This is a genomic window from Micromonospora sp. NPDC023644, from assembly GCF_040640115.1.
Taxonomy (GTDB): Bacteria; Actinomycetota; Actinomycetes; order Mycobacteriales; family Micromonosporaceae; genus Micromonospora.
This window is the reverse complement of record NZ_JBFABA010000009.1, coordinates 15184-28931: the sequence shown is the minus strand read 5'-3', so window position 1 is coordinate 28931 and position 13748 is coordinate 15184. Positions and strand designations below refer to the sequence as shown.

The 13748-nt window shown below is 73.9% G+C and carries 11 protein-coding genes, 1 tRNA gene and 1 pseudogene; 8 read left to right on the top strand and 5 right to left on the bottom strand.

Annotation, left to right across the window (positions count from 1 at the left end):
- Nucleotides 1–155 precede the first annotated feature (155 nt).
- The 5 genes from AB0G08_RS09805 to AB0G08_RS09785 all read left to right on the top strand — a co-directional run bounded on the left by AB0G08_RS09805 (nt 156) and on the right by AB0G08_RS09785 (nt 6718).
- Nucleotides 156–1940 (top strand): N-acetylglutaminylglutamine amidotransferase, encoded by a 1785-nt coding sequence (locus AB0G08_RS09805; RefSeq protein WP_358085672.1) that lies wholly within the window; start codon nt 156–158, stop codon nt 1938–1940.
- Nucleotides 1941–1942: 2 nt separating this feature from the next.
- The gene (ngg, locus tag AB0G08_RS09800; protein ID WP_358085669.1) at nt 1943–3757 is read left to right on the top strand and encodes an N-acetylglutaminylglutamine synthetase; all 1815 of its coding nucleotides are present in this window, start codon (nt 1943–1945) and stop codon (nt 3755–3757) included.
- Complete coding sequence (locus AB0G08_RS09795) at nt 3754–4938, top strand: osmoprotectant NAGGN system M42 family peptidase (protein WP_358085666.1); 1185 nt, start codon at nt 3754–3756, stop codon at nt 4936–4938. Before ngg ends, AB0G08_RS09795 begins: the two co-directional genes overlap by 4 nt.
- Before the next feature lie 344 nt (nt 4939–5282).
- The gene (locus tag AB0G08_RS09790; protein ID WP_358085664.1) at nt 5283–6212 is read left to right on the top strand and encodes a ribonuclease Z; all 930 of its coding nucleotides are present in this window, start codon (nt 5283–5285) and stop codon (nt 6210–6212) included.
- Nucleotides 6209–6718 (top strand): GNAT family N-acetyltransferase, encoded by a 510-nt coding sequence (locus AB0G08_RS09785; protein WP_358085661.1) that lies wholly within the window; start codon nt 6209–6211, stop codon nt 6716–6718. Before AB0G08_RS09790 ends, AB0G08_RS09785 begins: the two co-directional genes overlap by 4 nt.
- An 84-nt stretch (nt 6719–6802) precedes the next feature.
- Here the strand turns inward: AB0G08_RS09785 and AB0G08_RS09780 are convergent, their stop codons facing one another.
- Entirely contained in the window at nt 6803–8173 is a 1371-nt protein-coding gene (locus AB0G08_RS09780; protein ID WP_357867936.1) for a cystathionine beta-synthase, read from the bottom strand.
- Nucleotides 8174–8250: 77 nt separating this feature from the next.
- On the bottom strand, nt 8251–8607 hold the full coding sequence (locus AB0G08_RS09775) for a YkvA family protein (RefSeq protein WP_357867939.1): 357 nt from the start codon (nt 8605–8607) through the stop codon (nt 8251–8253).
- A gap of 148 nt (nt 8608–8755) precedes the next feature.
- On the opposite strand from AB0G08_RS09775, the pseudogene AB0G08_RS09770 reads away from it, so the two are divergent.
- The 3 genes and pseudogenes from AB0G08_RS09770 to AB0G08_RS09760 all read left to right on the top strand — a co-directional run.
- Nucleotides 8756–9816, top strand: a pseudogene (locus AB0G08_RS09770) (SGNH/GDSL hydrolase family protein); the annotation flags it as partial.
- Nucleotides 9805–10608, top strand: coding sequence for an SGNH/GDSL hydrolase family protein (locus AB0G08_RS09765; RefSeq protein WP_358085932.1), 804 nt, complete (start codon nt 9805–9807; stop codon nt 10606–10608). The pseudogene AB0G08_RS09770 and the gene AB0G08_RS09765, both read left to right, overlap by 12 nt.
- Nucleotides 10609–10727: 119 nt before the next feature.
- A complete protein-coding gene (locus AB0G08_RS09760) occupies nt 10728–11990 on the top strand; it encodes an acetyl-CoA C-acetyltransferase (protein ID WP_358085659.1) in 1263 nt (420 codons plus the stop codon).
- Nucleotides 11991–12084: 94 nt separating this feature from the next.
- On the opposite strand, the gene AB0G08_RS09755 is transcribed toward AB0G08_RS09760, so the two are convergent.
- The 3 genes from AB0G08_RS09755 to AB0G08_RS09745 all read right to left on the bottom strand — a co-directional run bounded on the left by AB0G08_RS09755 (nt 12085) and on the right by AB0G08_RS09745 (nt 13678).
- Complete coding sequence (locus AB0G08_RS09755) at nt 12085–12408, bottom strand: hypothetical protein (protein ID WP_358085656.1); 324 nt, start codon at nt 12406–12408, stop codon at nt 12085–12087.
- Nucleotides 12409–12671: 263 nt separating this feature from the next.
- Nucleotides 12672–13487: a Bax inhibitor-1/YccA family protein gene (locus tag AB0G08_RS09750; RefSeq protein ID WP_357867955.1), complete on the bottom strand. Its 816-nt coding sequence runs from the start codon at nt 13485–13487 to the stop codon at nt 12672–12674.
- Nucleotides 13488–13597: 110 nt separating this feature from the next.
- Nucleotides 13598–13678, bottom strand: a tRNA-Leu gene (locus tag AB0G08_RS09745).
- Nucleotides 13679–13748 lie beyond the last annotated feature (70 nt).

Genomic DNA, 13748 nt, shown 5'->3' with positions numbered 1-13748 from the left:
TCCCGGTGCGAAACCGCCCCGGTCGTCACTCGCGACGCGGTCCGCCACCAGGGCCGACACGTGCCGTGACGAAATCGCGCAGTGTAGCAAATCTTCAAGAAACTGTTATCAGCCCAACGGGCAATCCTCGCCGCCCTCTGGCAGCATTGCCTGGCATGTGCGGACTTGCGGGAGAGTTCCGCCGTGACGGCTCGCGCGCCGACGTGGCGGCAGTGGAGCGCATGGCGGCCACGATGAGCGACCGGGGGCCCGACGACAGCGGCGTCTGGGCCCAGGGCCCGACGGCCCTCGGACACCGACGTCTGAAGATCATCGACCTCTCCGCCGCGAGCGGGCAACCGCTGGTGGACCCCGGTGCGGGGCTGGCCGGCGTCTTCAACGGGTGCATCTACAACTACCGCGAGCTGCGCGAGGAACTCCAGGCCAAGGGCCACCGGTTCTTCTCCTCGGGCGACAGCGAGGTCGTGCTCAAGGCGTACGCCGAGTGGGGGCTCGACTTCGTCGACCACCTCATCGGCATGTTCGCCGTGGCGATCAGCGAGCGGGACACCGGCCGGCTGGTGCTGGCCCGGGACCGCCTCGGCATCAAGCCGCTCTACCTGGCCGAGACGCCCGGCGCGGTGCGCTTCGCCAGCACCCTGCCCGCGCTGCTGGCCGGGGGCGGCGTCGACACCGGCATCGACCCGGTGGCGCTCGCGCACTACCTGAGCTTCCACAGCATCGTGCCGCCGCCGCGCACCATCCTGCGCGGGGTCACCAAGCTGCCCCCGGCGACCGTACGGGTCTACGAGGCGGACGGCCGCACCTCCGAGCGGGTCTACTGGGACCCGGCCTTCACCCGCTCCGCCGAACGGGCCGGCTGGTCCGAGAAGGACTGGCAGGACGCCCTGCTGGAGTCGCTGACCACCGCCGTACGACGGCGGATGGTCGCCGACGTGCCGGTGGGCGTGCTGCTCTCCGGCGGCCTGGACTCCAGCCTGGTGGTCGCCCTGCTCGCCGGCGAGGGCCAGCGCGGGCTCTCCACCTTCTCCATCGGCTTCGACGCCGTCGGCGGCCGGGAGGGTGACGAGTTCCGCTACTCCGACCTCGTCGCGAAGACGTTCGACACCGACCACCACCAGATCCGGGTGGCCGCCGCCGACCTGGTGCCGCCGCTGGAGGCGGCCGTCGCCGCGATGTCGGAGCCGATGGTCAGCCACGACTGCGTGGCGTTCTACCTGCTCAGCGAGGTGGTGTCGCAGCACGTCAAGGTGGTCCAGTCCGGCCAGGGCGCAGACGAGATCCTGGGCGGCTACCACTGGTACCCGCCGCTCGCGCGGATCGGCCGGGACCAGGCGCTCGACACGTACGCCGGGGCCTTCTTCGACCGGGACGCGGCCGGGCTGGCCCGGGTGCTGAACCCGGCCTGGCTGACCGACGGCGACCCGGCGCGGGAGTTCGTGGCCGCGCACCTGGGCCGGGCCGGCGCCGAGACCGCCGTCGACGCCGGCCTGCGGATCGACACCCAGGTCATGCTGACCGACGACCCGGTCAAGCGGGTGGACAACATGACCATGGCGCACGGGCTGGAGGCCCGCGTGCCGTTCCTCGACCACGAGTTCGTCGAGCTCGCCGCGAGCTGCCCGCCGGAGCTCAAGCTGGCGCAGGACGGCAAGGGCGTGCTCAAGGAGATCGGCCGCCGGGTGCTGCCGCACGAGGTCATCGACCGCCCGAAGGGCTACTTCCCGGTCCCGGGCCTCACCCACCTGGAGGGCAAGCTCCTCGACCGGGTACGCGACGCGCTCTCCGCGCCCGAGGCCCGCCGCCGCGACCTGTTCCGCGCCGACTACGTCGACGCCCTGCTCGCCGACCCGAACGCCGAACTGACCCCGTTGAACGGAAACAAGCTGTGGCAACTCGGACTCCTGGAAATGTGGCTCCAGAGCCACGGAATCGACTGACCGTGACCGACACCCTGGCGACCGGCGCGGCCCGGTCCGACCGGTTGCGCAACGGCCGGCGACGGGAGCGGGTGGGCCCCGGCGGCGACCCGATGGCACCGGGACCGGCGGAGCCGCCGACCCGCGAGGGCGACACCGACGTGGTGCTGGACTGCGGCTGGGGGCGGCTCGTCTTCGGGCAGACCTTCGCCGACCAGGCCGCCGTCGCCGCCGTGCTGCGTTCCGAGGCCGCCGGCTCCCGGGACATCTGCATCTACCTGCGCGACCCGCACGTGCTGGTGTCCCGGCTGCCCGACGAGCTGTTCATCGATCCGTCGCTGACCTACCGGCTGCCGCTCGGCGGCGACCGGCCGACCGGGGACGACGACGTCCCGGGGCTGACCATCCGACCGCTGGCCGACGCCGCCGACGCGGACGCGGTGAACCGGATCTACGCCCGCAACGGCATGGTCACCGCCGGGGTCGACGTGCTCGTGGCCAACGCCCGCACCGAGCGCTTCCTGCACCTCGTGGCCGAGGACGCCACCAGCGAGATCGTCGGCACCATCACCGGCGTCGACCACGTCGCCGTCTTCGACGATCCGGAGAACGGCGCCAGCCTGTGGTGCCTCACCGTCGACTTCAACACCGCGCCGCCGGGCACCGGCCAGGCGCTGATCACCGCGCTGGCCACCCGGCTGGTCGAGCGGGGCCGGGCGTACGTGGACCTCTCCGTGCTCGCCGAGAACGCCGGGGCGATCCGGCTCTACGAGCGGCTCGGCTTCTACCGGACGTCGACGCTCTGCGTGAAGCGGAAGAACCCGATCAACGAGCGGCTCTTCCTGCCCGCCACGCCCGACGGGTACGACCAGCTCAACCCGTACGCGAAGATCGTCGCCGACGAGGCGATGCGGCGCGGCATCCGGGTGGAGGTCACCGACCCGGCCTGGGGTGAGCTGCGGCTGAGCAACGGCGGGCGGACCGTCCTGACCCGCGAGTCGCTGTCGGAGCTGACGTCGGCGGTGGCGATGAGCCGCTGCGACGACAAGCGGGTCACCCGCCGGATCCTCACCGAGGCGGGGCTGTCCGTGCCGCGCGGCCGGACCGCCACCGGCGACGGCGGCGACGCCGCCTTCCTCGCCGAGGTCGGCCGGGTGGTGGTCAAGCCGGCGCGGGGCGAGCAGGGCAACGGCATCACGGTGGGCGTACGGAGCCCCGAGGCGCTGACCGCCGCCGTCGAGCTGGCCGCCCGGTTCTGCCCGGACGTGCTGATCGAGGAGATGCGGGCCGGCGAGGACCTGCGCGTCATCGTTATCGACCACGAGGTGGTGGCCGCGGCGATCCGGCGACCCGCCTCGATCACGGGCGACGGGGTGCACGACATCGCCGAGCTGATCGAGCGGCAGAGCCGCCGCCGGGCCGCCGCCACGGGTGGCGAGTCCCGGATCCCGCTCGACGACATGACCCGCGACGTGCTCGCCGAGGCCGGCCACGAGCTGCACGACGTGCTGCCCGAGGGGCAGGTGCTGGCCGTACGCCGGACCGCGAACCTGCACACCGGCGGCACCATCCACGACGTCACCGCCGCGCTGCACCCGGCGATCGCCGAGGCCTGCGTGGCGGCCAGCCGGGCGCTGGACATCCCGGTCACCGGGCTGGACCTGCTGGTCGAAGCCCCGGACCGGCCGGAGCACGTCTTCATCGAGGCCAACGAGCGGCCCGGCCTGGCCAACCACGAGCCGCAGCCGACCGCCGAGCGCTTCGTGGACCTGCTCTTCCCCGGCACCCGGGCGCCGCAGCGGCTCTGGACCCCGGCCGGCCCGGGAGGTGCCGCGTGAGCCCGAGGCCCCTGGAGATCGACCTGGACTACCTACGCCAGGTGCTGCTGGAGCTGCTGGAGATCCCGAGCCCGTCGGGGCGTACGGACCACGTGCAGCAGTACGTCGGCGAGCGGCTCTCCGCGCTCGGCATCCCCTCCACGCTGACCCGGCGCGGCGCGCTCAGCGCCTGCCTGCCCGGCCCCCGGTCCACCGGCGCGGACCGGGCGATCGTGGTGCACACCGACACCATCGGCGGCATGGTCAAGCGGCTGAAGGAGAACGGCCGGCTGGAGCTGAAGACGATCGGCACGCACAGCGCCCGGTTCGCCGAGGGCGCGCACGTGCGGATCTTCACCGACGACCTGGAGCGGGTGATCACCGGCCAGGTGCTGCCGCTCAAGGCCAGCGGCCACCGCTACAACGACGACGTGGACCTGCAGGGCGTCGGCTGGCAGCACGTCGAGGTCCGGGTCGACGAGCCGGTCTCCGACGTCGCCGGGCTGCGCGCCCTCGGCATCGACGCGGGCGACTTCGTGGCCTTCCTGCCGAACCCGACGATCACCCCCAGCGGGTACGTCAAGTCCCGGCACTTGGACGACAAGGCCGGCGTAGCCGCGGTCCTCACCGCGCTCAAGGCGATGGTCGACGCCGGCGTACGCCCGGCGGTCACCGCGCACCTGCTGGTCACCGTGACCGAGGAGATTGGGCACGGGGCGTCCCACGGCCTCGACCCGGACGTGGCGGAGATCGTGTCGGTGGACGCGGCGGTGGTCGCGCCCGGCCAGCAGTCCCGCGAGGACGCGGCCACGCTGGCCATGGGCGACGGGGTGGGCCCGTTCGACTACCACCTGACCCGCAACCTGGCCTCGATCGCCGCCGAGCACGGGGTAAACCTGGTCCGCGACGTCTTCGAGTACTACCGCTCGGACGTGGCGGCGGCCGTGGAGGCCGGCGCGCACGCCCGGGTGGCGCTGCTCGGCTTCGGCGTGGACGCCACCCACGGGCACGAGCGCACCCACCTGGAGGGCCTGCGCCAGCTCACCCAACTGCTCTGCCTCTACCTCCAGAGCGACCTGGTCTTCCCCGAGTGGGACGCCGAGCCGGAGGGCGACCTGGCCGACTTCCCGTCGCTGGCGGTGCAGCCGGCCAGCGAGGAGGGCCCCCGCGAGGGCCCGATCGGCATCGCCGAGAACTCCTGAGCCTCGGCCCGCCATTCCCGGGCGCCGTGTGATCGAAATCCGTTGCCCGGGGCGCGAGGGCTGGATAGCGTGGCGGTACACGGGAAAGGAGGTGGTCCAGACTTGTATAGCAATCGGACTCGTGAGGTGGCTGTCCGCTAGCCGCTGTCCTCGACAGTAAACTCGTCCGCCGCGAGGCGGGCACAGCACCATCGTCGAGACCGTGTGGCAGCGGTGCGGCGAAACCACGACAGCCACCCGACCCCCGGGGTGCCGGCCCAGTCCAGCCGGCCCGCGCGCGAGCGCGGAAGCCCCGGGGGTCGACCCTTTCCGCGGCCGGGTGGCCGACGCAGCCGGAGGTCACCGTGTCGATGCGCGAGCTGGTGGTGCTCGGGACGGCCAGCCAGGCCCCCACCCGGCAGCGCAACCACAACGGGTACGTGCTGCGCTGGGACGACGAGGTGATCCTCTTCGACCCGGGCGAGGGCAGCCAGCGGCAGCTCCTGCACACCACGGTCACCGCCACGGACCTGACCCGGATCTGCGTCACCCACTTCCACGGCGACCACTGCCTCGGCCTACCCGGCACCATCCAGCGGCTCTCGCTGGACCGGGTGCCGCACCCGGTGGCGGTGCACTTCCCGGCGGGCGGCGCGGAGTACTTCGCCCGCCTGCGGCACGCCTCCAGCTTCCACGAGACCGCCGAGCTGCGCGTCGAGCCGATCGACGCCGACGGGCAGCGGATCGCGCTGGGCGTCGGCACGCTGGAGGCCCGCCGGCTGCGGCACCCCGTCGAGACGTACGGCTACCGGCTCGTCGAGCCGGACGGCTGCCGGATGCTGCCGGAGAAGCTGGCCGCGTACGACATCGCCGGGCCGGCGGTCGGGGAGCTGATCCGCGTCGGCCACCTCGACCTGGACGGGCGCCGCGTCACCCGCGAGGAGGTGAGCGTGCCCCGGCCCGGGCAGCGCTTCGCCTTCGTCATGGACACCGGCCTCTGCGACGGGGTGTACGCCCTCGCCGAGCACGCCGACCTGCTGGTCATCGAGTCGACGTTCCTCGACTCGGAGGCCGCGCTGGCCGCCGAGGTCGGCCACCTCACGGCCGGCCAGGCCGCGCGGGTGGCGGCCGAGTCGGGCGTACGCCGGCTCGTGCTCACCCACTTCTCCCAGCGGTACGCCGACCCGAGCCGCTTCGCCGACGAGGCCCGCGCGCACTTCGACGGTGACCTGGTGATCGCCGAGGACCTGACGACCGTGCAGGTCCCGCCCCGGCGGGTAGCCTCGGCCGGGTGACGGTCACCCTGCGCCCCGCCACCGTCGACGACCTGACGGCGGTGGGCGCGCTGCACCAGCGGTCCCGGGTCGCCGCCTACTCGGCCTTCCTGCCGGCGCAGGCGCTGGTCGACCCGACCCCCGAGGCGATGGGCGCCTACTGGACCGAGCGGTGGACGTGGGAGCGCGACGAGCACCGGATGACCGTGGTCGAGCGCGACGGCCGGCTGGTCGGCTTCAGCTACCTCGGCCCCGACGACGAAGGCGACCCGGCGACCGGCCTGCTCAACGCGATCCACCTCGACCCGGCCGAGCGCGGCCGGGGCACCGGCCGCCGGCTGATGGTCGACGCGCTGGACGCCATGCGGGGCCGCGGCTGGTCCCGTGCGGTGCTCTGGGTGCTGCGGGACAACGCGCACGCCCGCCGCTTCTACGAGCGCGGCGGCTGGGCCCCCACCGGCGTCGAACGCGACAACCACGTCGGCCCGGCGCTCACCCCCCAGCTCCGCTACGCCCGACGGCTCTGACCGCCGCCGTGCCTGCCGCCCCGCGCGGGTACGGCGAGGGCCCTCCCCCGGTCGGGAAGGGCCCTCGCGCGGACGTCGTGCGGGTCAGCGCGCGCCGAGGTGGGCCAGCAGGTCCTGCCGGGTGAGGACGCCCTTCGGCTTGCCGTCGACCAGCACCAGGGCGGCGTCGGACTTCTCCAGCAGGCCGACCGCCTCGCTCACCGGCTGCCCGCCGCCGATCATCGGCAGCGGCGCGGCCATGTGCCGCTCGATGGTGTCGTGCAGGTGCGCCTGGCCGGTGAAGAGCGCGTCGAGCAGGTCCTTCTCGGCGATCGAGCCGGCCACCTCGCCGGTGACCACCGGAGGCTCGGCCTTGAGAACCGGCAGCTGCGAGACGCCGTACTCGCGCATGTAGTCGATCGCGTCGCGGACCGTCTCGGTCGGGTGCACGTGCACCAGCTCGGGCAGGCCGCCCGGCTTGCCGGCGAGCGCGTCGGCGACCGTCGGCTCCGTGCCCGAATTATCCAGGAAGCCGTACCGGGCCATCCAGGTGTCGTTGAAGATCTTGGACAGGTAGCCCTTGCCGCTGTCCGGCAGCAGCACCACGACCACGTCGTCCGGGCCGGCCTTGCGGGCCACCTCCAGGGCGGCCACCACGGCCATCCCGCAGGAGCCGCCGACCAGCAGCCCCTCCTCGCGCGCCAGCCGCCGGGTCATCTCGAAGGACGCCTTGTCGGAGACCTCGATGATCTCGTCGGCGACGCCCCGGTCGTACGTCTCCGGCCAGAAGTCCTCGCCGACGCCCTCGACCAGGTAGGGCCGGCCGGTGCCGCCGGAGTAGACGGAGCCCTCCGGGTCGGCGCCGACGACCCTGACCCGGCCCTCCGAGGCCTCCTTCAGGTAGCGCCCGATGCCGGAGATGGTGCCGCCGGTGCCGACGCCCGCCACGAAGTGGGTGATCTCGCCCCCGGTCTGCTCCCACAGCTCGGGGCCGGTGGTCTCGTAGTGCGAGCGCGGGTTGGCCGGGTTGCTGTACTGGTTGGGCTTCCAGGCGCCGGGGATCTCCCGCGCCAGCCGGTCGGACACGTTGTAGTAGGAACGCGGGTCCTCCGGGGCCACGGCGGTCGGGCAGACCACCACCTCCGCGCCGTACGCGCGCAGCACGTCCTGCTTGTCCTGGCTGACCTTGTCGGGGCAGACGAAGACGCACTTGTAGCCCCGCAGCTGCGCCACCAGCGCCAGGCCGACGCCGGTGTTGCCGCTGGTCGGCTCGACGATCGTGCCGCCCGGCTGGAGCAGGCCCGCCTTCTCCGCGTCCTCCACCATCCGCAGGGCGATCCGGTCCTTCACCGAACCGCCCGGGTTGAGGTACTCCACCTTCGCCAGCACGGTGGCCTGGATCCCGGCCGTGACGTTGCGCAGCCGTACCAGCGGGGTGTTGCCGATCAGCTCGACGACGTTGTCGTAGTACCGCACCTCGTTGTGCCCTTCTCCTCCGGCGCCGCCGGCGGCGGCCGGGCAGACGTGTTCTCGACGCCCCAGGGTACGTGGGTTCAGGACGCCACGTGCCCGGGGATCACCGAGCTGCGCCGGGCCTCCCACTCCAGGAACCGCTCGGTCTCCGCCAGCACGCTGCCGGCCAGCCAGGTCACCATGACCGCGTCGTCGGCCAGCCCGAAGATCGCCAGCGGGATCTCCGGAAGCAGGTCGACCGGCGAGACGATGTACGCCGTCGCCGCGGTCATCAGGGCCAGCCGCAGGCCGCCGTCGTACTCCCCCCGGGCGGTCGCCCGGATCATCCGGGGCAGCGCGCCCAGCCGCGCCCCGAGCGTCGGCCCGCCCCGCGATCCGGCCGCGAGCGCCCGGGCCAGCGCGCTGAACGCCGCGCTGCGCTTCAATGTCTTCCCCATGTTCGGCCCCTCTCCACGTGCCAGGGTGACGTGCCGGCGCAACCGTCCCCCGGTCACCCGTACAGGTACCCAGGACCGTCGCCTTCCAGGCACCCACGAGCCGACACGACGACAGCGGCGTGTCGTGCCGGCGCGATAATGTCGCTGTATGGGGGTCGCTGATTCCGTCGTCCCGGTCGGTCCGCGCTGGCAGCGCGCCCGGCAGCTCGCCCGCCTCGCGGCGATCGGCACGGGCGCCACCGCCGCGGCCGCGGTGGCGACCGGCGGGGTGCTCCTCGGGCAGGCCCGGCAGGCCCGTCGCACGATCCCGATGGCCGAGGCGCCGCCGCCGCGCTGCGACGGCGTCTACGGCGCGAAGCTGCCCGGCCCGCCGGTCACCGTCGTCGTGCTCGGCGACTCGTCGGCCGCCGGCTACGGCGTGCACCGCCGCCGGGAGACGCCCGGCGCCCTGCTCGCCACCGGCCTGTCCCGCCGCCTGCAACGCCCCGTCCGGTTGCACCGCTTCGCCGTGGTCGGCGCCATCTCGGCCGTGCTGCGGCACCAGGTGGAGGCGGCGCTGGAGTGCCGCCCCGACGTCGCGGTGATCCTGATCGGCGGCAACGACGTGACCAACCGCACGCCGCCCGCCCTGGCGGTGCGCTACCTGGTCGAGGCGGTCCGCACGCTGCGCGCCGCCGGCTGCGAGGTGGTCGTCGGCACCTGCCCCGACCTGGGCGCGATCCAGCCCATCCAGCCGCCGCTGCGCTGGCTGGCGCGCCGCTGGAGCCGGCAGCTCGCCGCCGCCCAGACGGTGGCCGTGGTCGAGGCCGGCGGCTGGACGGTCTCCCTCGGCGACCTGCTCGGGCCCCGGTTCGCGGCCGAACCGACCCGGATGTTCGCCTGGGACCGGTTCCACCCCTCGGCGGAGGGCTACGCGGTGGCCGCGGCCGCGCTGCTCCCGACCGTGCTGTCCGCGCTCGGCGCGGGGCAGGACCGGCGGCCGACCCTCATCCGGGGCGAGGGCGTACGGTCGCTGCCGCAGGCCGCCCAGGAGGCGGCCCGCCACGCGGGCACCGAGGTCAGCGGCACCCGGGTCCGGGGGCGCGAGCGCGGCCCCGCCGGCCGGTGGGCGCAGCTGCGCCGACGGGCCTTCTTCGGTGTCGGCGCGATGCCGCAGCCAGGCCCCGCCGCCGACTCACCAACACTGGAGGGACTGGCATGAGCGAGCGCTTCACCCCCTCGGGGCTCGCCAACCGACTGGGCCGGGCGGCGACGCTCGGCCTCCTCGCCGGCACGGTCGGCGGCGCCGCCGTCCTCGCCGGTCAGGCCGTCGCCGCCCGCAACCGCCGGTACGCCCAACCGGAGCTCGCGCTCGCGCTGCGCGCCACGGTCGGGCGCGCCGACGCGCCGCCGCTGCGACTGGTGCTGCTCGGCGACTCGTCCGCCCTCGGCGTCGGGGTCGGCCGCCTCGACGAGACCATCGGCGGGCAGCTGGCCAACCTGCTCGCCGAGGGCCCGACCGGCCGCCGGGTGCACCTGTCCAGCGTCGGTGTCTCCGGCTCGCGCTCGACCGACCTGGCCACCCAGGTGGCCCGGGCGCTGCTCGGCGAGCGTCCCGACGTGGCGGTGATCCTGATCGGGGCCAACGACGCCACCTCCCTGCGTCGCCCGGTGGAGGCCGCCGCCTACCTCGGGGCGGCCGTGCACCGGCTCCGGGAGTCCCGCGTGGAGGTCGTGGTCGGCACCTGCCCCGACCTGGGCGCCGTACGCGCGATCGCGCCGCCGCTGCGGCACGTGGTCGGCTGGTCGGGGCGGCGGATGGCCCGCGCCCAGACGGCGGCGGTGCTCGACGCGGGCGGCACGGTGGTCGACCTGGCCACCGAGACCGGCCCGGTGTTCCGGGCCGACGCCGGAACGCTGTGCCACGACGGCTACCACCCCTCCGCCGACGGCTACCGGGTCTGGGCGCACGCCCTGCTGCCGGCCGTCGCCGCCGCCGCGGCGGTCGCCTCCCGGCACTGATCCGCCGGCCGTCCCTCGCCCGGGGCCGGCGAGCGGTTCGTCGGGGACCGGCGCGGGCGTGACATTTCCCGGCCGGCGGCGGCTTCCGCCCGAAGTTACCGACGGGTTAACGTTGGTTCATGCCGACTGAGTCGTCCCGCGACGCCGTCATCGTCGCCACCGCCCGCTCCCCCATCGGCCGGGCGCACAAGGGGTCCCTGCGCGACGTCCGCCCGGACGACCTCGCCGCGACCATCGTGCGGGCCGCTCTGGACAAGGTCCCCCAGCTCGACCCGACCGAGATCGACGACCTCTACCTGGGCTGCGGCCTGCCCGGCGGCGAGCAGGGCTTCAACATGGCCCGGGTGGTCGCCACCCTGATGGGCCTGGACACCCTGCCCGGCGCGACGCTCACCCGCTACTGCGCGTCCTCGCTGCAGACCACCCGGATGGCCATGCACGCGATCCGGGCCGGCGAGGGCGATGTCTTCATCTCCGCCGGCGTGGAGACCGTCTCCCGGTACGCGCGCGGCAACTCCGACGGGCTGCCGAAGGAGGCGCAGGCGCTGGTCGGCGGCGGCTGGGAGAACCCGCGCTTCGCCACGGCGGCCGAGCGCTCCAAGGCCCGCGCCCAGGGCGGGGCCCCGGTCTGGACCGACCCGCGCGAGGCCGGGGAGCTGCCGGACATCTACCTCACCATGGGGCAGACCGCCGAGAACCTGGCCCAGGTGTACGACGTGAGCCGCGCCGACATGGACGAGTTCGGCGTACGCAGCCAGAACCTCGCCGAGAAGGCGATCGCCGACGGCTTCTGGGCCCGGGAGATCACCCCGGTGACCACGCCGGACGGCACGGTGGTCGGCACCGACGACGGCCCGCGCGCCGGGGTCACCCTGGAGGGCGTCTCCGGGCTGAAGCCCGTGTTCCGTCCGGACGGCCGCATCACCGCCGGCAACTGCTGCCCGCTCAACGACGGCGCCGCCGCCGTGGTGATCATGAGCGCCCAGCGGGCCAGGGACCTCGGGATCACGCCGCTGGCCCGGATCGTCTCCACCGGCGTCACCGCCCTCTCGCCGGAGATCATGGGCCTCGGCCCGGTCGAGGCCACCCGGCAGGCGCTCAAGCGGGCCGGGATGACCATCGACGACGTCGACCTGGTCGAGATCAACGAGGCGTTCGCCGCGCAGGTGATCCCCTCGTACCGGCAGCTCGACATCCCGCTGGAGAAGCTGAACGTCTCCGGTGGCGCGATCGCCGTCGGGCACCCGTTCGGCATGACCGGCGCCCGGATCACCGGCACCCTGCTCAACGCCCTGGACTGGCACGACAAGACGATCGGCCTGGAGACCATGTGCGTGGGCGGCGGTCAGGGCATGGCCATGGTGGTCGAGCGCCTGAGCTGAGACCAGACCGGTCGGGGCGCGGCGACTCGGCGACCCGAGCCCGGGGCCGGGGCCGGGGCCGGGGCCGGGGCCGGGGCCGGGGCCGGGGCCGGGGCTAGAGCGTGTCGCGGGTCGCCGTCACCTCGGCGGCGGCCCGCGCCAGCACCTCGGGCGGCGGGGCGGCGGCGACCAGGTCGGCGGCCACCACCCGGAGCTGGTCGGGCAGCGCCAGGTCGTTGTCGAGCCGGGGCACCGTACGCCGGGGCCCGCCCTCCGCGTCGGCGGCCCGGTTGGCGATCTCCTGCACCAGCCGGTGCACCAGGTCGGCGCGGGACATGTTGCCGCCGGCGGCCGTGGCCGCCCAGCGCGGCTGCTGCCAGTGCCCGACCTGACGGACCAGCAGCGCCACCGCCCGGTCCAGCTCCCCTGCGCTCACCACTCCAATTCTACGAACCCACCCACCCCACCCCACCCCGCCCGTCGATCATGGACTTGTGATGGGCGGCTCAGCCTGTTTCGCCCCTTCTGTGGGGCACCACAACTGCATGATCGCGCGGGACCGGGACCGGGACCGGGGGCGGGACCGGGGGCGGGACCGGGACCGGGGCGGGACCGGGACCGGGGGCGGGAGGGCGGGAGGGGAGACGACGGCGCCCGCCCCCGCGGGTGCGGGGGCGGGCGCCGGTCGGACGGTGACGACGGTCAGTCGTCGCCCTGGAAGTAGCTCAGCAGGCGCAGGATCTCGATGTAGAGCCAGACCAGGCTGACCAGGATGCCGAAGGCGGCCACCCAGGAGTAGCGCTGGGGCAGACCCATCCGGACGCCGTCCTCGACCTCCTTGAAGCTGAGCACGAAGCTCAGCGAGGCGACCACGATGCAGACCAGGCTGAACCCGATCGCCAGCGGGCTGCCGTCGCGCAGGCCGGTGTTCACGCCGAAGAGCGCGAACACGAGGTTGATCAGCATGACGGCGAAGAGACCGGCCATCACGGCGATCATGCCCTTGACGAACTTCGGGGTCGCCCGGATGACCTTCGCCTTGTAGAGCATGGCCATCACGAAGAAGACACCGAACGTGGCGGTCACCGCCTGGACCACGATGCCGTCGTAGAGCGAGTTGAAGAACTTGCTGACCATGCCGACGAAGACGCCCTCGACGACGGCGTACGCGACGACCAGCGCCGGGTTCGCCATCCGGGAGAACGAGATGATCAGGCCGAGGACCAGGCCGACCACCGCCGCGCCGATCCAGGCCGCGCCGAGCAGGGCGTCGGGCACCAGCACCCAGGCGGCCGCGGCGGAGACGCCGAGGATGCCGAGGAGCGTGACGGTCTTGACCACCACGTCGTCGATCGACATGGTGTTGACGGTCGGCGGGGCCGCCGGGTAGCCGGCCTGCGTCGGGTACTGCTGCGGATAACCGGGCTGTCCGTACGGCCCGGTCGGGGCGTACCCGGCGGAGCGCTCCCGCTCGGCCGCCTGGCCGAGCCGGGCGAGCACCGGGTTCGAAGTCTTCACTGTCAGGCCTCCCTCAGGGGGTCGTTGCACGTGAACGTGCACCCCCAAGAGTAAACGCCCAGGGCAGTCCCGTGGAGATCGCCAAGCTGAGCGGAAGCTGAGAGTGCGGGTGCCCGGGGCGGGGGTCGAACCCGCACGCCTTGCGGCAGCCGCTTTTAAGGCGGCCGTGTCTGCCGTTCCACCACCCGGGCGGGTGACACCGCGCGGGTCGACACGCGCGGTGCAGTGTCACGGTAGCGGGTCGCCGGCGACCCGGCGTAC

Excerpts from the sequence above, each read along its gene's own strand:
- AB0G08_RS09805 (WP_358085672.1), top strand. The coding sequence starts at position 156 with ATGTGCGGACTTGCGGGAGAGTTCCGCCGTGACGGCTCGCGCGCCGAC.
- AB0G08_RS09775 (WP_357867939.1), bottom strand. The coding sequence starts at position 8,607 with ATGGGGAAGACATTGAAGCGCAGCGCGGCGTTCAGCGCGCTGGCCCGG.
- AB0G08_RS09765 (WP_358085932.1), top strand. The coding sequence starts at position 9,805 with ATGAGCGAGCGCTTCACCCCCTCGGGGCTCGCCAACCGACTGGGCCGG.
- AB0G08_RS09760 (WP_358085659.1), top strand. The coding sequence starts at position 10,728 with ATGCCGACTGAGTCGTCCCGCGACGCCGTCATCGTCGCCACCGCCCGC.